Source organism: Cellvibrio sp. UBA7671, from assembly GCA_002483145.1.
GTDB classification, from domain to species: domain Bacteria; phylum Pseudomonadota; class Gammaproteobacteria; order Pseudomonadales; family Cellvibrionaceae; genus Cellvibrio; species Cellvibrio fibrivorans.
This window is the reverse complement of sequence record DLHJ01000012.1, coordinates 446,552-464,356: the sequence shown is the minus strand read 5'-3', so window position 1 is coordinate 464,356 and position 17,805 is coordinate 446,552. Positions and strand designations below refer to the sequence as shown.

15 protein-coding genes are annotated in these 17,805 nt (G+C 41.6%); 8 read left to right on the top strand and 7 right to left on the bottom strand.

From position 1 onward, the window contains the following. On the top strand, positions 1 to 1,134 hold the full coding sequence (locus tag B4E62_RS10325; protein WP_331352005.1) for a cysteine desulfurase family protein: 1,134 nt from the start codon (positions 1 to 3) through the stop codon (positions 1,132 to 1,134). A gap of 137 nt (positions 1,135 to 1,271) precedes the next feature. Here the strand turns inward: B4E62_RS10325 and B4E62_RS10320 are convergent, their stop codons facing one another. From B4E62_RS10320 to B4E62_RS10310, 4 genes are all read right to left on the bottom strand, one after another. Next, on the bottom strand, positions 1,272 to 3,494 hold the full coding sequence (locus B4E62_RS10320) for a hypothetical protein (RefSeq protein WP_331352004.1): 2,223 nt from the start codon (positions 3,492 to 3,494) through the stop codon (positions 1,272 to 1,274). A 1-nt stretch (position 3,495) separates the two neighbouring features. Next, positions 3,496 to 4,668, bottom strand: a complete 1,173-nt coding sequence (locus tag B4E62_RS10315; RefSeq protein ID WP_331352003.1) for a hypothetical protein — start codon at positions 4,666 to 4,668, stop codon at positions 3,496 to 3,498. A gap of 1,359 nt (positions 4,669 to 6,027) precedes the next feature. Continuing rightward, a complete protein-coding gene (locus B4E62_RS21405; protein WP_414633260.1) occupies positions 6,028 to 6,279 on the bottom strand; it encodes a thermonuclease family protein in 252 nt (83 codons plus the stop codon). Positions 6,280 to 7,726: 1,447 nt separating this feature from the next. After that, positions 7,727 to 8,002 (bottom strand): hypothetical protein, encoded by a 276-nt coding sequence (locus tag B4E62_RS10310; RefSeq protein ID WP_331352002.1) that lies wholly within the window; start codon positions 8,000 to 8,002, stop codon positions 7,727 to 7,729. 694 nt (positions 8,003 to 8,696) lie between these two features. Here B4E62_RS10310 and B4E62_RS10305 point away from each other — a divergent pair. Then, positions 8,697 to 9,125 carry a GNAT family N-acetyltransferase gene (locus B4E62_RS10305; protein ID WP_331352001.1) on the top strand — a complete coding sequence of 143 codons (429 nt, stop codon included), beginning with the start codon at positions 8,697 to 8,699 and terminating at the stop codon, positions 9,123 to 9,125. A gap of 70 nt (positions 9,126 to 9,195) precedes the next feature. Here B4E62_RS10305 and B4E62_RS10300 read toward each other — a convergent pair whose 3' ends face one another. Both B4E62_RS10300 and B4E62_RS10295 read right to left on the bottom strand, forming a co-directional pair. Continuing rightward, positions 9,196 to 10,536: a hypothetical protein gene (locus B4E62_RS10300; protein WP_331352000.1), complete on the bottom strand. Its 1,341-nt coding sequence runs from the start codon at positions 10,534 to 10,536 to the stop codon at positions 9,196 to 9,198. Positions 10,537 to 10,673: 137 nt separating this feature from the next. Continuing rightward, positions 10,674 to 11,777 carry a hypothetical protein gene (locus B4E62_RS10295; protein ID WP_331351999.1) on the bottom strand — a complete coding sequence of 368 codons (1,104 nt, stop codon included), beginning with the start codon at positions 11,775 to 11,777 and terminating at the stop codon, positions 10,674 to 10,676. A gap of 548 nt (positions 11,778 to 12,325) precedes the next feature. On the opposite strand from B4E62_RS10295, the gene B4E62_RS10290 reads away from it, so the two are divergent. The 5 genes from B4E62_RS10290 to B4E62_RS10270 are packed head-to-tail and all read left to right on the top strand — an operon-like array spanning position 12,326 to position 16,462. Then, on the top strand, positions 12,326 to 12,766 hold the full coding sequence (locus tag B4E62_RS10290; RefSeq protein WP_331351998.1) for a TIR domain-containing protein: 441 nt from the start codon (positions 12,326 to 12,328) through the stop codon (positions 12,764 to 12,766). A gap of 55 nt (positions 12,767 to 12,821) precedes the next feature. Beyond that, the gene (locus tag B4E62_RS10285; protein WP_331351997.1) at positions 12,822 to 13,334 is read left to right on the top strand and encodes a toll/interleukin-1 receptor domain-containing protein; all 513 of its coding nucleotides are present in this window, start codon (positions 12,822 to 12,824) and stop codon (positions 13,332 to 13,334) included. Positions 13,335 to 13,346: 12 nt separating this feature from the next. Next, positions 13,347 to 14,498 (top strand): toll/interleukin-1 receptor domain-containing protein, encoded by a 1,152-nt coding sequence (locus B4E62_RS10280; RefSeq protein WP_331351996.1) that lies wholly within the window; start codon positions 13,347 to 13,349, stop codon positions 14,496 to 14,498. After that, complete coding sequence (locus B4E62_RS10275; RefSeq protein ID WP_331351995.1) at positions 14,495 to 15,058, top strand: hypothetical protein; 564 nt, start codon at positions 14,495 to 14,497, stop codon at positions 15,056 to 15,058. The genes B4E62_RS10280 and B4E62_RS10275 overlap by 4 nt, the downstream gene beginning before the upstream one ends. A gap of 54 nt (positions 15,059 to 15,112) precedes the next feature. Next, positions 15,113 to 16,462 (top strand): DnaB-like helicase C-terminal domain-containing protein, encoded by a 1,350-nt coding sequence (locus tag B4E62_RS10270; RefSeq protein ID WP_331351994.1) that lies wholly within the window; start codon positions 15,113 to 15,115, stop codon positions 16,460 to 16,462. Positions 16,463 to 16,705: 243 nt separating this feature from the next. Here the strand turns inward: B4E62_RS10270 and B4E62_RS10265 are convergent, their stop codons facing one another. Further along, on the bottom strand, positions 16,706 to 16,954 hold the full coding sequence (locus B4E62_RS10265; protein ID WP_331351993.1) for a helix-turn-helix transcriptional regulator: 249 nt from the start codon (positions 16,952 to 16,954) through the stop codon (positions 16,706 to 16,708). 125 nt (positions 16,955 to 17,079) lie between these two features. Here B4E62_RS10265 and B4E62_RS10260 point away from each other — a divergent pair, with 125 nt between their 5' ends. After that, positions 17,080 to 17,805, top strand: coding sequence for a hypothetical protein (locus B4E62_RS10260; RefSeq protein ID WP_331351992.1), 726 nt, complete (start codon positions 17,080 to 17,082; stop codon positions 17,803 to 17,805).

Genomic DNA, 17,805 nt, shown 5'->3' with positions numbered 1-17,805 from the left:
ATGACCACACCAATTTATCTCGACTACAACGCGACAACACCCATTGCGCCCGAAGTGATTAACGTGATCACTCAGTGCTTGGCTGAATTTGGAAACCCGTCCTCCAGTCATACCTACGGTCGCCGCGCCGGTGAATTGGTTCAGCTTGCACGCGCGCAGGTCGCGCAACTAATCGCTGCCAATCCGTCAGAACTTTTTTTTACAGGTTGTGCAACCGAGTCCAATAATCTCGCGATCCTTGGGATGGCACGCGCCAGCGTAAATAAAAAACATATCATCACCAGCGCAATTGAACATCCAGCTGTTATGCAACCCTGTTTGCAATTGCAACGAGAAGGTTGGGATCTGACTGTATTACCAGTTGATGCCAATGGGTTAATCAATCTTGAAGTGCTCGCGAGCCACATCCGCCCGGATACCGCGCTGATTAGCATCATGCATTCCAATAACGAAATTGGAACCATCCAGCCCATTTCCGATATCGCGCGGATCGCACGGGCGCATGGCGTACTGCTGCATGTAGATGCCGCTCAATCCATTGGTAAAGTGAAAGTCGATGTGAACGAATTGGGAGTTCATGCCTTAACCATTGCAGGCCATAAATTTTATGCCCCAAAAGGTGTGGGAGCGTTGTATGTGCGTGAAGGCACACCCATTAACCCAATCATGTATGGCGCAGGCCATGAGCGCAGCCTGCGACCTGGAACAGAAAATGTTATTGCAGTCGCAGCACTAGGCGAAGCTGCTCGTTTAGCTGCCGCGCGGCTACCGGAGGCTGAAGCTTATTTAAAACAATTACGCGACGATTTACACAGCCGCTTACAAGCAGGCATTCCCGGAGTCATCTTGAATGGTCATTCCGAGCACCGACTTCCCAATACATTAAATATTTCGTTCCCTGGTGTCAGTGGCAGAGCACTTCTTGAAAGCGCAGCAGGACAGGTCGCTGCATCAGTAGGATCAGCCTGCCATTCACAGGGCGATGCAGTCAGCGGTGTATTAGCGGCGATAGGTGCTTCTGCCGACCGAGCCCGAGGTTCTGTTAGATTGTCAGTAGGGATATCAACAACTGAAGACGAAATTAAACAAGCCAACCAAATTTTAACTAATAGCTGGAAGGCATTGGTGAGTTAACATATAAGGCGATGAGAAGTTTTGGTATTTAACTAGATTAAACGTTAACCTGCCTACTGCCAGTTACCGCGCTCGGCCATTTGCGGAAGTTGATTCTTATGCAGGTTTGGCATGACTGCCCAACCTGCGCTCCTTGATTAAAAAGGAAGGTCTTCCGATTTCTGTACCCCATCTTTTGGAAAATACTTCCTATCTAAAAAATCAAGCAAAGATAATCCAATATCATAATTATCAAACCTTTCCCTAGAATGATTTAATAGGTCCTTTAAATGTTCTTTATAAATTTGTATTTTTCCTGTACATATCCCCATAAATATATCGAGAATAGCAGTATCCTCTCCACCCAAATGCTTTTCGATTAGATCCTTTACTATTTCACACATCAATTCACTCAATTCAGGAGAGCTACGGTAATCTAACTCGCGAATATAAGCGCAGCGCCATAAGCATGAATGTAAAAGTGGATCGTTATATCGACGAAAATTTTCTGGTGAAATTACTGAATGTTGATAGACATGCGCCTGAAGCGAATACCTGTCTCTATCAGTATAAGGCTTTTCACGAAGCCCTTGGAGAATTGACGAAATAGTTAAATAAACAGCATCGTGATCAACCTTATTTGGCTCATAAGGACAACCTTTCCAAAACGCAAAATCCTTAGTAAAAACAAGCTTTTTATCGCTTCCTTTTGTCGAAATTCCAACTTTTGATTTAATTCCATCTGATAGCTTTCGTAATAAATCCTCTCTTTTTCTCCAAAACTTATGCTCCAAACTTTCTAGAACAGGTAACTCTAATTCCCAGCTATTTTTTCCCTCGCTGTGCCCGATATAGGCACAATGATGAGCAATGAAATTATATTTCAAATCATTAGGGCTGTAACACACGCTATTTTTAAATTTAAGAAAGTTTTCCTTTGCTGTAAAAATGGAAAATATTGATATAAAAGTTCTGTGCCCGCTATGCTGAGATAACCTCAATTTTCTATTAATATTGAGAAAAGATTTTCCGGTTCTAACTACAGCACTAACAATAAATGCGCTATCTGTACCAGTAACACCTGCTAAATCGCCATTTGAATCAATTAGCTCAACACCCAGAATATTTTTATCTAGCAAAATTCTTAGAATTTGTTCTGCGAGTAATTTTGACGCCTCACTTCTTGCATCGTAGATTATCCATTTAATGTTAAAAAGAGTATTCCATTCTACGGTTTTCTTTATCCAGGATGTATGTGTCGCGTCAGTTTCAATATGCTTTTTAGCGTTTATGTAAATGGAGCAAGATTTTCTGTCTTTTCCAACGAAATGACCTAAATCAATTAGTGAGTTATCACGATTTCCTGTTATCCAAGTTCGTATTTCGTTCGTGTTGTGATCAGCAGTAATCATAATTGGGTTTGGCTTTTCAATTTCAGCTGTAAAATTTTCTCCAATTAGCCCAACATGAATTAGCGATCCATAATTATTCTCATGTGTTTCAGAATCCGAAAGGTCAACAATATTTACAAGTATCATGTCGCCCAAGTTATCAGCTTTTGAATCGTTAAATGAAAGCATGGTCAACACTTGTTCGTGTTCAAGATTCCATTCCTTCGCGATTTTTATTCCTAGGCCATTGGTTGAGCTAGCAGATATAACAACCCAAATGTTGCTAGTGACATCAGGCCTTGCTCGGGACATTCCTTCGTACGAACCAAAGCTATAATATTTTGTATTTTTGCATTTCGCGTTATCAAATTTATTCCAATAATATAATAACGCTTCGACATACATACTTATGCTGGCAGAATCAATGTAAATACTTTTTACTTGGAGTTCTTTCGGCGCTTTTGTTAACAGGCAATACGCAACAAATTGACATTCCGAGTATCCCACAGCCAGTTCGCTGGCTTTTATAAATTCAGATTTTAATCTTTCTGATGGCTTGCTAAATGTTGTTCCTGACGGGGCCTTTACAATTATTTTATTTCTTCGACCCTCAGCCAATCTGAGAAGGCCATTCTTCGCAATTTGAGAATGCAAATCTTCAAATATCCCTTCAAGTTTGGTCCCTTGGATTAGATAGTGCGGCTTAAACTGCCCAAATTTATCAAATGGGAGTAGGGTTATTGGTACAGCTTTTCCGAAACGGGAAATGTTTTCATAAAATGCACTTGAAACTTCAAAGTGACCTGAAAGTGACTCTTGCAAATAATTAGGGTATAGAAAAACAACTTCATCAGGAGGGCTAAATTTTTTAAATTTAGTCTCGAAATTCCCTGAGTACTCTAGCTCCGAGCCTTCATGCTGACCAGAAAATATAACTAACGTTTTTACCAAACATTCGTTTGTAATTATTTCTGCTAAGAATATATACACTTTAATTATCCCCCTGTGTTTTACGCAGAGGAATTACTATGTTGAATACAACTCCTTCTAAGAAGGAAGTCTTTTCTATCAAATCTTTAACTTCGATTGTGGTAGAGCCTTTATTATTAAAGAAAGATCTTTCCAATAAAATGCTCCCAGTTCTAAGCCTAAACCATCCTTTTAGCATATTTAAATCTCTAAGCACATTGGAGAGGCCAGAACCAGAAGAATCCTCGCTAGCTGTTGAGTTATTTTTCATGAAGCACTTAACTATTGCCTCTTTTTCTTGCTCAATTGTTATTTCATCTTTATCTAGACCAGTCCACCGTCTTGCATAGCCAGGCCCTGAATCGACAACAGTGATATCCAAGACTCTAAGATGATGATCATCTTTAGGATTCCAATCCGCCAAAAACATTGCAAGATCGCCACCACCTGACTGAATAAGCTTTGACAATCTTTCCGGCGTTACGTCGTGAGACCTAAATGAAATTGCTCTGAAGTTTGACTTGAGCGAGTTGCCTCTAAAATCAGTTCTTGCATGCCTATGAGTATTTGTAAATAACTCTCTAACAATTTCAGATATATTCGATATAATTTCTTCGTTGAGCACCGAACTACTGCTTTTTTGTGGAACTATAAAGTCTATAATTTTATGTACAATTTCTAGAAATCTGCCTGCCCCAACTACCTCACCTTGATTATATAGTGGGCTATCGAACTCTCTATCTTTGCCGTCTCTTGTAGGAGACTTTATGGCGGGAATTCCCAAATAGAATCCTTTATACGCAGAGTTAAATTTTTCTTCCCGAATGCTGTTAAATATTTTGTGCGCAGGCTTAAGAGCGAGATACCTATCGACCTCTTTTTTATCGACTGATATTATTTTCTCAGCCATCCTCAAACATATAAGCCCAAATAAACTGTTACACAAATCCGTGAAGCTGTCTTCATTTCCTGCATCTTGAATCGAAGTGTGCAAAACATGTCGATTTTGTTCTTTTCGTAGCCATGTCCCGAAGAGCTGTAATGCTGCTCCCTCAAGTCCGAATATTCCAGATTCCTGAAGGGTGTTTGGTATTTGTAGCTTTACATTATGGGAGTTAATTATTTTTTCACATAAATCTTCAATTTCTTTAAAATTCGATGTTTTAAGTAATTTTGCATTTGTTACTTTTTCCATCTGTTATTCCTTGATTAAACAAATATTTTTTAATTAATGGAGTGGCAATTGTATAATTTGCAAAAGTACATTCTGAAAAAAGTCGACGCTTTTAATTCGAATCGTAGTGATATTTTTTTTCGGATATATACCTTAAATGCACCATCAAGAAAATCCATTTATCCCGATAAATGACGTATACCAGAGAAAATTACGTCTACATAGGTAGTAGGCATCGGCAAAGGTGAGCTTCTCCTAAAATTTATTAAATTGATATGTTCGCTTTGGGCAGAGGCTGTGTAAAAACTAAAATTTAATTTTTAAAATTAAATAAAAACGCGTTACTAGGTAAATTCTAGTGATTTCAACTGCTGCTAATCAGAAAGTATTTGAATAGGAACGCGAAAACAGACTAAATTTTGCCAATAAAACTTGGTCGCTCGACAGTTTTTGAGTTATCACACAGCCTCGGCACGCCGCCGACCTTCAATCTGTTGCGGTTCGCAAACTCAGTCTAAGCTGCCTGTCCCAATCTACTAGCACATAGCAGTCTTAGCATGCGACAGACAATGGCGTCAATTACGCCATCTTACAGCCTGCAATAACCTATAAGCATCTCACCTGTTACTTGCAGATGAGTTGGTCGCAGAGTTGCATTGATTGATACACGGGAGTTTGTAATGAGTTTTTCCAATTGTCATATTGAGCCGGAATTACTCACGAAGGATTTGGTAGTCTTGATGACATTGCCATGTTGGTATCTTTAATTGGAGCAGTGGTATGACATTTTTAGTGTCTTCAAGTACAGGCGGGTTATTTATCAGCTCGATAGCATCTTCGCAGTCATCAAAGCAGCCGATACCTATATTGGGCTTTTCCACCACCTGAAAAAATGCCGTGATTAACCGGCCGTCATCGGGCCGTAAGAACTCGAAGTATCGTATTTCGTGGGTGAATGTCGATGCGACGCATGTGATTTTCAAATCGAAATCCTTTTGATTCGGTGAGTAACCTGATCTTGTGCGCCCAGGATACTCGGTTATTATTAGACGTATGTAAAGGCGATTTTTTGTTAATACCTTACTTATCTGAAGTTGTTGATGACAGTCGCCAGATCACTAGCATTGAAATCAAAGTAAACGCTAAAAGTCCCATATCTCCTCCCAGAGCAATATCATCCACTGGATCAACATTCGACCCACGGTCGGGCTCGTATTAGCAAGCCGTATCATTTTATTTAATTTGTAGCCAGGGTCACTAGTCGATTAAAGATAAGTTTCGTGTGAGATATGTCTTACAAGGCTCTTCTATTAAAAGCACCCAGTAGGCATTTTAATGTACGACCTCATCACACCGGGTTAGTGCATTTCGCGGATCGGTTTAACACCATGTCACCTTCTTGTCCCCGTGATATGGCACGGCGAGCCCCACAGATATTAAAGCCTGCCCAATACTCCTGCCGTCAGCAAAAACCTCCGCATCTATTCGAAAATACTTGTCACGGCGCATTTGCTTTAATTCAATTGATTTTGCTGAACGGATCATCGAAACGGTTTTTTTCTTAGCCATCCTTGCAAGTTCAATTTCTCTTTTGCACTTGCCGCGCATTTCAGGTGTATCTATTCCAGATATACGTATGCCTATATTTTTTCCAGCAATGCTAGGCCAGCTATCTATCGTGGCGGTAGATCTTCTTTATCCCATTGAATGATTGAGCGCCAACAAGAATTGGACAACCACTGTCATCGGCAAGAATGAAGCATTCGAGATGCGAATGAAGCTTTAACGGCATAACTAGATAGCATATAGCATGAATTTAAATCACTATTATTGTATGTAAATGCAGCAATGGCAGCCAGCCCGGGTTAAGTAAATAATTCGTTGGGTGGCCGCTTCGTCAGGCTCAAGTTACTCAACATCTCCGGTGTCTACGCCGTAACTACACATGCCTGCACCACGAAAGTTTCAGAAAAGGATAGCGGCAGATAAATTCTGCGTTCGATAGCGCACTGCAACTTCGACTATCGCCACCACCTCACAAGTCCTGAGATTTTCCCAGCCTGCCCCACGCGACATCACCTGCACACTGAATCATTCTTAACGTGCTTTTTCGCGTACGCAAAATTACTTAGGCAAGTCGTGATGAGTTAATGGATGCATGGAAAACGCAAGTGGGCAGGAAATCCCACAAGAGGCACTGAGCACGGACGAGTGATTGAATTGTCGTGACAACAGAGTGGGCAAGCCTAAACAGACGGGGGGAGATGCATCCAATGAAAAACATAGAGCTGACGCTAACCGGTCAAATGACTGGGCTCGGGGCTGACACTGCAGGCATTATCCTGGCAATAGGAATCACTATTTCCCTGATATGCCTAGCGATTGCGCATGTACTGCGATCAAGAAAGTAGCTCAATTATAAAAATGGGGGATTGCTCCCCCAGCTTTATTACATTAAGCGTGTGATGCTACTGATCATGACAAGAATCATTTTTAAAGATGCCTCGTCGATGATCACGCGAAAGCTGAATTCCAGCTTCATATGCGTTCTCCCGGTTAGGAGATTGGCCGGGAACAAGTTGACAGTCTCGTCAAGTTGTCAGTAAAGTAGCATTACGGATCGGTAACGCTAACGCTTACCAAACTCCTCTCTCGGCTAATCTCGATTGATGGGTTCCCGAAAGCTCATGAGGTCGCTCTCATGGGCTTTTTATTTGGCCCCTGCCGCACTATTCAGCGCCATTGCAGGTAAATTAAAGGGGTTTCAGGTTTTATGCAAGATTGAAAACCTGTGGATAAGTTGTGTGCGAACTATGTAAAAGCTGGGTGTAACGTGCCAGACAAAACGCGCTGCCTAAGCTAACCTTAGACGTGCGCGACTTAGAAGGAAAATGACGCACAATATGTATTGTTAGTTTTTTTTTAATAACGCTCACATTTCCTAATTATGTGGCCACGACCGGTGTTTTAACGCTACCCGCAAATCGTCCGACGCATTACCTCACCATTCGCTCTATCGATAATCAGCCAAACTACATCGGACGCAGGGGGAGGCGCTATCGCATCCAGATCCTTAAAATTATTTGATCCCGAAGAATAGCGGTGGCCACTTTTTCAGGTAATCGTTCACTGAGCACTTCATCAGCTGCGCCATATTCGTGTACTTTCGGCGGTGCCGGGTACCAGTGCGAGCTTCAACCGCAGCATCAACGATTGCAATGAATACCAGGCGTTTGCACTCAGCGGATACAAACGGATTGAGCTTTTCCGTCTGGATTGCCTTGAACGCGAAATCGAGCAAGATGTTTCGCAGTAACGAAATGTTTTCGGAATCCTCCGGGGCATATGCCAACATCCCGGAGCGCCTTTTGTTTATTTAGGTGAGACGACTATCCAAAGTATTAAAAACACAAGCCGTGGAGCAACTCAGGTTCAACGAAGATTAAAACTTAATTAGGGTGATATGCGGCTAAGCAATATTCTTGGAACCGTAAGATCAATAATGACATTTTTTGACCTGCGGTAAAAACTCGGTATAAAATTGAAGAGACTTATGGAGCAATATTTCTATTCAGTCTGGATATTTATTTCCATTTCAGCGTGTTACTACTTTTAGTTTTTAAAAGCCATATCGTTGGCATTGTAGGGTAAAGCTTATATACTCTTTTAACTGGTTAAAGTATCCGCACGCATACAGGCAGGACAACTAACCACTGGCCTGCCATTAAAACCGCTTACCATAAGTAAGCGGTTTTTTATTAGTGCTTCAGATTGTCTAAATTCCCATCTCTGCTTACTATTTATCTTAGTTACACTGATCCATTTTCGCCGACCGTCCAAATGGGATTTAGCGGCGTAACAATGAATATGAACATGACCTTGTTGGTTTTGATTCTGGATTCGACACGCGTATTCCAAACCGGTAACCCATTTCTTTTAAGCAGAATTACCATATCAGGTGGCGGCGGAAGTAATTGATAGCCCACAATTTAAATTTCTTCCGTATATCGACCACGTTAAAACTCCTTAAACTATATGAAATTAAACGTATGAAAATAGAGATATACACTACAGAAGACTTTTTACTTAAGATTAAAGACAATGATAGCCTTTGGGAAAGCTGCGCAAGTTTAGTGTCTAATACCGCCAAAGCTCATAGTGGTCTTACCCATAGAGTGATGGTTTACAAAATGGGAAATGATGAAATTGCTGGCGTAAGATATTTTTTTTACGATGAGGCTAAAAAAGTATGTTGGCTATATTATTTGTTTGTTACACCTAAATTTAGACGATCTGGCATTGCAAAAAAACTTATAGAGGAAACAATCGACCATTCGGTAAATATCGGTTTGAGTTATTTTGATTTAGTATTGACATTAACCAATGTGGCAGCACCTGCATTTTATAAAATCTATAAAAACTTGGCCATTAACAGAGGAATAAAAATCGATATAAACGGTGAGAGGATAAGATATTAAAAAGATACATGTTATCGATGCTTCCTCAGTCTCGAGTTAAACAGTTAGTGAGATATAGTTGTGGAACAACTCAACCGAAAACTGCTCCGTAATTCAATATCGGATGAGGCTGGAAGAGACTACCCTCACGCGCGATTTCCAATCTATTGTCTTGCACATGAGCACTGTAGCGCTGTTCGAGAAGAGTAGCGAGCTGCAACTGATTGAGCCTATAAAGACCCTTTAATATATTTTCAAATGCATTGGTTTTTGAGACAATATAATCTATATCATCTCTATATGATTGCCGACTTGATTCAAAATTCCGGCGCAATAATATTTTATTCTCTCGATACACTCTAACATAATATTCCGAGTAAATCGGATATCGCGCTAGTTCGAATACAGCCTGAATGTCGGCAATAGCGTCCGGGGAAATATATTTTTCAATCTCTTCTACTGCGTCAGCTGACGCTTTAACGTTCTCAATCACCTTTTCATACAAGCTTTTTGAAGATACGATATTGCCCATTGATGAAGGAAAGTGCAGTTTGGTCCAGTTATCAAAGAAAATTATAAAGTCGGCTTCTTGCGCTGCCTGTAGTGGTACACTTATGTGAACAAACGGTGCCAGCTCATAGTGAACTTTAATAATATTGATTGCGCCAGAAAGTTCTTTGTTTGAAATACCAAAGAGGTCTCGGCAATGCTGGCGCACTTCATCGAAGCTATCATCCTTCCACCTGTCGTAAGGCGGCAGCAATTTCGCAAGCTCAAATAACTGCAATCGTGACAATTTCCGTGTAAAGCTTTTTTCATTGTATTCTTGAATTAATTCTCTGTTCAGCTCATGCAAATCCCATAGCAATTTTTCAAGCTGAAGGAATCTGTCCTGCAGCACATAAATGTTTATTAGTGACACGTCCTCAAGATGCTTATTGCTTCCGGTGTTGTCGTAGGGGTAGCGAAATGTTTGGCCTGTTGGATCAACTTCAGCAATATCACCAATGAATGGTGCGATAGTTTGAATGTGTGGTCTGTAACGCTCATCAATACTGATCGCTGCTTTGGCCACATAATCAAAAATAGCACCGATATCGTGCTGTTGTGAATGGTTGAAATTTTCAATCTTCCTATCGGTTTTAACAGCCAATAGATGTAAATAATTTGTGGTGTGTTTTAGCCTTAATTCAACAGCGTGTCTCATTGTAAAAGCTATTGGATAAATAAGCTCATCTAGGTTGTACTTTAGAAATTCCCCCTCATGTGCACCAACTACTTTATCTAATAAAATGGTAGCTGCTACGGAAAAACCATTAGCATATTCAGGATAATCGGGTTGCCCATTTTGCCCAACACAAGCATTCATTTCGCTTCTATCATGATCTCCCCTGAAGGTGGAATTTTGAAGTTTAGGTCCGAAAGTTTTCATGCTTTTCCCATTTGTGTTGGAAGTGCCTATTTCATATATTCTAGAAATGGTGCAGCAATATGCGAGCTAACATTTAAATGCATCTAAATACTTTGAGGTTACTGAGGGCGCCAGGTAAAAGTGTTAGCTATATCAAGCTACCCGTTCGGCATCGGGTAAATGTGTGAAAAATCTACTGCCTGCCAAACCACAAACGCCTGATAGATCAGGAAGCAAGTGAATGTTATCAGTGCTAAACGATACATCCAGAATACCGCTATCCTTGAAAATGGGCGTTCTCTTGATTGCCAATAAGACAATTCCTCAATAAACGTGTTTAGATATTCTTCTCTTATTAACGTTGTGAGACCGTATATGTACGGCTCCACAGCATCCCCACTGCTAACAGCTTCAAATTGTAATGGGGCATTTATATTGTCAATCACGATATCCTTACTGCTTAAATTCAGAGAGTTTTCCATGTTTAAGTAATGGTTGTGCGCGGATTCTATATACAAATGACGAATGTAAATACCGCCAGTGTAGATCTCGCCGGGCCCATGTTTGATTTGCAACTTATTGTCTCGACTTTCAAATAATTTAAAGTCATGCGTTTCGGATAATGTATGCAGAAATTTATCTATAAATGCGAGCGCGCGTGGCGAAAATCCCATTTTATAACCTTCACCACCTTGATGATGTATGGCGCTAGCTAATTCCAATTCAGAGGGTTTTAGACCATGAAAGTCATCCGGCGTGATGCGAAAAGCGTACGCTAATTTAGAAAATTCTTTGAATATTTCAGCGCCTATTTCGGAAAATGGTGTTGCCCTATATTTTCTCTTAGCTTCGTCCATGAGATATAGCTGTACAAAATAGGGGGCTCTAAAGTTGCATATTGCGGTAGCTATAACGTATAAAAGCCCGGAGAGGAAAATTAAGCCCATCTGGTTGGGAAACTGTAAATTTATTGGGAAGCTTTCAGTATTCGATAACCCCGCCAAAATTGGAGCAGTTACTATCCCTACAAGTCCGGCTTTAAATGCTTTCTCATTTTGCAATCTCAATAAATTATGCCAGCTATATTGGTGCCGCAGCTTTTCCCGAGCACTCCGCTCATCGACTGTTCTCAAAAACGGTTGATGAGTTTCATAAGGTTCTGTATCTAAAATCCATGCAAGCTTCGAGAATCTAATACGTTTGGCTCGCTTTTGTTCCTTTCTATTTTTTAATATTATTTCTACAAGCTTGTCGTTTATCATGGCGCACCAATATTTGATATATTGCTTTCTAAATTATCTCAGTTGAATTTCGCATTTTAAAACATAATTTTCCGTGAACAGATCTGTCAAACTCTGGAAACCCGCAATAAAAACCTATTGTTACGACCTTACTTTTACCTTCCTGATTTGATTTATTTCCATTTCAGCGCATTATTTAAATGAAACTACCAGCAGTTGATTGTTGGTATTTCCAATTGAAGCGTTTATACTGTTTAGGCTGACAAAGTATCCGCACGACGGTAGAACAACTTACCACTGGTCTACCACAAAAACCGCTTACCGCAAGTAAGCGGTTTTTTTTACCTCATGTTATCAAAAATCCCTATGCGGCCTTCAAGCCACCTTCATCCCACTGGCCTAACAATTTAGCAGTTGTTGTCTTATGGGAGGAATAAAATACTTCAGAATTTTGTAATACGTAGACAACGCTTCGACGACCCGTTAATTTGGCATTTGCTTCAACAATCCAAAGTAGGCTACCACCTGGATTACCTCCCTATCTCAGTCATTGATCAGGAGCGCTCATTATGGCGAGAAAAGTGTTTTTTAGTTTCAAGTATGAAGATGTTTCAAGGGCAATGGTTGTGCGTAATAGCGATGTCATACGCGGGACCGAAAAAGCTGGGTTCATTGATGCCGCAGACTTCGAGAAGGTAAAACGCCAAGGTGATCAAGCCATCAAAAATTGGATTGACCATCAGTTGCAGGGAACAAGTGTAACCGTCGTACTTGTAGGTGCTAAGACCCGCGCTAGCCGATGGGTGAAGTACGAAATCGAACAAAGCATTAAGCGTGGAAACGGGCTACTCGGCGTTGACATTAGCAAAATTAAAGATTTTAAAGGTACCACTTCTGACTGCTGCGGGGAGCTTCCTGCTGGCTATCCCTTTTATCTGTGGTTCAAGGGAGATGGTTACGCCAACCTCGGTAGCTGGATTGAGGCGGCCGCAAGAAAAGCGGGCCGCTAGCAGCCTCGTCCTTATCTCAATCGATTAACCTTTACCAAGGATATTGGATATTGCAATGCCATTAACTAATGATCAACTCCGACAAGCAGCAAAGCAAACAACCGTTTACAAATCCGCTAGAACTATTACGGAAGCTAAGCTTCAAGGCATTCAAACTGTGTTCCTTTGCCACAGCCATAAAGATGAAGTTTTAGTAAGAGGTCTTATCAGTCTTCTCCACAACCAAGGCTGGAAAGTGTATGTCGATTGGGCAGACACCACGATGCCAGAAACCCCGAATGAAGAAACCGCAAGGAAAATTAAGGAAAAAATTGTTGAGAGCGCTTTTTTCATGTTTTTAGCCACAGCTAACTCTACAGCTTCTCGATGGTGTCCATGGGAAATAGGCTACGCCGATGGTAAAAAACCAATCGATAAGATAATTGTGATACCAACCTCCAGCGGCTCCACTGTTTACGGTAATGAATATTTGGGCTTGTACAGGAGATTAGATATCAGCAAAGCAAGCAAATTGGCAGTTTGGAAACCGGGAGTCTCTACGGGTGGTATGCTAGTAGAAAATCTTTAAGGAGAAAAACATATGGACAGCCCGCTGTACCATTTGGCCCTACTGGGTGACCCACCTGAACAGGCAAGAGCAGAAATTGAACAGGAAATTGCCAAGGCTATTCAGGCATTTGGCTTGCGCCTTGGTCACGAAATTTCCTGGACTCTCAATGAGACTGATTTTCGACCCGATGAAAGGCGATGTTCGGCCGCTATATTTTTTTGCGCACCCCACGTTCGGGAAGGACATTTACAGGATTTTCTACACCGTGGAATTCCGATTCTTCCCGTCGCCTCTGCCTTAAATAGAGTCACCGAAGAAGTTCCACCCTTACTTCGTCCATTTAACTGCTTAGGTTACGACATCACTGGGCCGGTTAGGACAGCCACAGCACTATTGGAATGCGCTGGACTATTGCCTCGGCAGAGGCGCGTATTCGTAAGTTACCGTCGCGATGAAGCTCGTGCAGCAGCGCTTCAATTGTTTGACGAGCTGTCTGCTCGATTATTTGAAGTGTTTCTGGATACCCATGGAATTGCCCCTGCCGATGATTTCCAATCGATGCTGTGGCACAAATTATGTGATTCGGACGTTCTGCTCATGCTGGATACCCCCAACTATTTCGAGAGTAGGTGGACAAACGCCGAGTTCGGTCGGGCATTAGCTAAAGGAATATCGGTCTTACGAGTTGGTTGGCCCGATGCCACCCCATCGCGACGTACCGAGACGGTAAGCCGCGTTGAGCTAATTGGGGAGGAAATAGATATTGTTTCCGGTAGCCTCGCACCGGAGGCCGTGCAGCGAATTTGTCTTCAGTTGGAAGGCGTGCGAAGCCAAAGTCATGCTGTAAGACATAAAAGCTTGGTCAGTCGAGTGCGCAACCATATCGAAAGGATCCAGGGTGAGGTTATTGGCGTAGGTCGGCATAAAGCAATCTACATCCGTTTACCTATGGACAAAGATATCATCGGCTATCCAGTGGTCGGTGTACCCACTTCAAGAACATTGCACGATGCAGCCATTAATGCAGCTGGAAAGTCCGTTGCAGTTGTCTACGACCCGGTGGGCATAAGCCGAGATTGGTTAGATCACCTCAACTGGCTTGGTAAGCAAGTATCCGAAGCTCGCTGGGTTACAATTGACGAAGCCGGATGGATATTTGCTGACTGGGAGCCCCAAGCATGAATGAAATATTTTTATCTGCGAGCGTGCCCATCGTCGGACGTGGAAATTATCATGAAACTGCGGATCCATTCTTAATTCAGTATGCAGTTCGAGAACTTGTGATTTCCGTTATTCGCTCCTCTCGCATTGTTTGGGGAGGCCACCCCGCTATTACCCCAATGATCTGGGCTATTTGCGAAAGCCTCGGTGTAGATTATTCACAATCCGTAGTGTTATACCAGAGTAAATTCTTTAAGGATTTTTTCCCTGAGGAGAACCAAAGGTTTAAGAACGTCAACTACGTAGATGCAGTGAATAATGACCTCAATGCAAGCTTATTAAAAATGCGGACAGAAATGTTGTCCAGACCACAAATATCCGCAGCCGTTTTTATTGGAGGGATGGAAGGTATCCATGCAGAATATGATTTATTCAAATCATTTCATCCTAGAGCCAAAGTGTTGCCAGTCGGTGGCACAGGCGGTGCCGCAAGAGAGTTGGCTCATAATCTATACGCACTAGGGCATTTGGCATCTTATACCATCGATTTTGCCTCACTTTTCCATACCGAACTACCGTAAATAGCTGCACCCGCAAACAAAACATTTTTTTATGAATCGGACTGAGTCGTGTAAATGGATCCATTAAAAATATTCTACAGTTACTCCCATAAAGATGAGAATTTTCGCGAGTCTCTCGAAACCCGGTTGAAACTACTTGTGCGCAAAGGAGCTTTAATTTCCTGGCACGACAGGAAGATTACAGCTGGCTCCGAATGGGAAAAGAAAATCGATCATGAGCTTAAATCAGCCGACATAATACTTCTAATGATAAGTGCTGATTTTCTAGCCTCAGACTATTGCTATGAAAAGGAAATGGAAATAGCGCTTCAATTACACGATTCAAAGCAAGCAATCGTTATTCCGATAATACTTCGGCCAATAGATTGGAAGGAAACTCCATTTGCGAAACTGCAAACACTTCCGAAGGGTGGAACGGCAATTACACTTTGGAATAACGAAGACGAAGCATGGGTAGATGTGACGTCGGGAATAAGCACAGCCATAGAAGAAATAAATAATTTAAAATTTCGTAAAACCGAAAATAGCGAATTTCATAAGATAAACGATTTACTTAGATCAGAAATATCAACCGTGGACAGAATGTTTAAGTCGTTTCTGGATGACACTCCGTCCATTCTAGGAATTCGTTCTGGATTCACACTATTTGACTCGTATTTGCACGGTTTAATGCCAGCAGAATTGATCGCAATATCAGGTCGCTCTGAATCATTACGGTCAAGCTTTGCTCTGCAAATAGCAAATTACGTGGCGGCAAATGAAAAAAAGGGCGTCGGATATTTCAGTTTTAATTGCTCCGCTGAACGTGTAACACGAAAGCTGCTCGTTTCCGAATCTAAAATCCCAGATCGAGTTATGGCGAAGGGGCTACTAGATGAAACCCACTGGCCGAGTTTGGCGGGCGCTGTAGGACGTATCAAAGACCTCCAGCTCCATATTGATGATAATATTTCTCTAGATCTCGATGATATAAAAATAAAAACCAAAAAATTAATAGATGAAAAAAATGTTGCGCTGATAGTAATAGATGGTCTGGATGCACTTCTCTTTAACGAAAAACAAAAGAATAAGGAGAATCATCCCGAAGTCGTAATTAAAAAACTTAGCATGATGGCAAAGACCTTAAATATATGCGTTGTACTCACAACGAATGTGGATCGAAAAATTGACCAAAGAATAATGAAAAGGCCATCCCTGCATGACCTACATTGCATAGGCTTTCTAGATGAAATCGCGGACAAAGTCATCTTTCTCTACAGCGAGGAGTTTTACGAGCAATCAGATCTGCCCCAAGAAACGATAGAAGCTATAGTGGCGAAAAACAGCTTTGTAAATGCAGATATCGGTACATTTTTTTTAACATTTTATTCAAACTTATCTCGCTTCGAAAATGTAACGGAATAGTGAAAACCTACTCTATTTATCCAAGCTGACAGGTATCCATGTTAGTTTAACCTTACCATCTCAGGTTTCCCTCGCTTGCAAAACAGGCAAATCCAACCAACATCGGTGCGCACCCACCACCGATTAAGATCCATTCTTTTTGCAGAAAATGCTTCAACTAAAGCCTCTCTGGTCTCGGAGAGTTCGCTGCCTAAACCCTCCAAATCTTAAAACTGTAAGTATTCATGCAACTCTTCTTCAGAGCTAAATTTTTCGGTCATGCTTTTCTTGATTATCCTGAACGGCTTGCAACAACTCCACAACGGTCATCCCAAGACCATCCGCTATCTGATAAATCATGCGGAGCGTTACGTTCTTGCTGCCTCGCTCAATATGCCCAAAATAACTGCGATCCAGTCCGGACGTGTGGGCGAATGCTTCCTGAGTGATCCCCTTTGCGGTTCTGAGTTCTCTTACGGTACGCCCGAAGGCGACGATTCTTGCATCTTTCATGATAGCCCAGCTCAAAAAACAGGACTATCACGTTTGACGGACTATAACTCCACGGTCTAAAGTTCTCATTTTCAGTCAGGCCGGGCGACAAGCGTCCTCGCCCGGCCTCAGATAAAGAGGTTCATATGCCAGACGAAGCAAGCCGAGAAGAAATGGTGCAAACGGTGTTTAAGCAAGCGCTTGCCTTATGTTTTAAGTCGGAGGAACGGTATCTGACCGAAGACCAAATAATAGCCCGGAGACTTACCCCGACTGCAGACTACAGTCGTGCATGTTTGAGGAGACTGATTGAGGGCCAAGCTATTGAGCATGAATGGGTAGAATCAGGTAGTCCGCTATCGGAGAAAGAAAAGACTATGTATATCAAAAACCCTATCGGTGATGAGATACACCGCATTTTCAACTTTGAAATGTCGAAAAAGCTATTAGAATTCGTAAAGGCAGATCGCGGAAATGAACTTTATATTCTCTCACTACGCATTGAGATCTTGGCACATGATTGTATCGCCTATATCCAGTTTTATGCAGCAAAGTCAAAACTTAACATCACGAACTACGAGGCTAATAATGCGAAGCTCAAATTGATGTTAATGGAACTTAAATTGGAAAACGTATACGCTTTACTTTGGCGTTCAATCAAAATGAAACAGAACCGCGTCCATCCAAATGCCAGCGTTAACTTCGCAGAAATTATTGAGAATGCTTTCGAAAAATATTCGAATTCAAGCAACAAAGACGATTTAGAAGAGTACAAGCGTCCAGCCCAAATCAAAGCGTCTATGATTTCTCGTATCGCAGAGAAAATACTACCGGCGCTACCTAGGATAAGTAGAATTCGTTTACCCCGGTAA

What these genes read in the sequence shown, in the direction of transcription:
- B4E62_RS10325 (WP_331352005.1), top strand. Translation starts at nt 1, where the DNA reads ATGACCACACCAATTTATCTCGACTACAACGCGACAACACCCATTGCG.
- B4E62_RS10315 (WP_331352003.1), bottom strand. Translation starts at nt 4,668, where the DNA reads ATGGAAAAAGTAACAAATGCAAAATTACTTAAAACATCGAATTTTAAA.
- B4E62_RS10310 (WP_331352002.1), bottom strand. Translation starts at nt 8,002, where the DNA reads ATGTTGGCATATGCCCCGGAGGATTCCGAAAACATTTCGTTACTGCGA.
- B4E62_RS10305 (WP_331352001.1), top strand. Translation starts at nt 8,697, where the DNA reads ATGAAAATAGAGATATACACTACAGAAGACTTTTTACTTAAGATTAAA.
- B4E62_RS10300 (WP_331352000.1), bottom strand. Translation starts at nt 10,536, where the DNA reads ATGAAAACTTTCGGACCTAAACTTCAAAATTCCACCTTCAGGGGAGAT.
- B4E62_RS10295 (WP_331351999.1), bottom strand. Translation starts at nt 11,777, where the DNA reads ATGATAAACGACAAGCTTGTAGAAATAATATTAAAAAATAGAAAGGAA.
- B4E62_RS10290 (WP_331351998.1), top strand. Translation starts at nt 12,326, where the DNA reads ATGGCGAGAAAAGTGTTTTTTAGTTTCAAGTATGAAGATGTTTCAAGG.
- B4E62_RS10285 (WP_331351997.1), top strand. Translation starts at nt 12,822, where the DNA reads ATGCCATTAACTAATGATCAACTCCGACAAGCAGCAAAGCAAACAACC.
- B4E62_RS10280 (WP_331351996.1), top strand. Translation starts at nt 13,347, where the DNA reads ATGGACAGCCCGCTGTACCATTTGGCCCTACTGGGTGACCCACCTGAA.
- B4E62_RS10275 (WP_331351995.1), top strand. Translation starts at nt 14,495, where the DNA reads ATGAATGAAATATTTTTATCTGCGAGCGTGCCCATCGTCGGACGTGGA.
- B4E62_RS10270 (WP_331351994.1), top strand. Translation starts at nt 15,113, where the DNA reads ATGGATCCATTAAAAATATTCTACAGTTACTCCCATAAAGATGAGAAT.
- B4E62_RS10265 (WP_331351993.1), bottom strand. Translation starts at nt 16,954, where the DNA reads ATGAAAGATGCAAGAATCGTCGCCTTCGGGCGTACCGTAAGAGAACTC.
- B4E62_RS10260 (WP_331351992.1), top strand. Translation starts at nt 17,080, where the DNA reads ATGCCAGACGAAGCAAGCCGAGAAGAAATGGTGCAAACGGTGTTTAAG.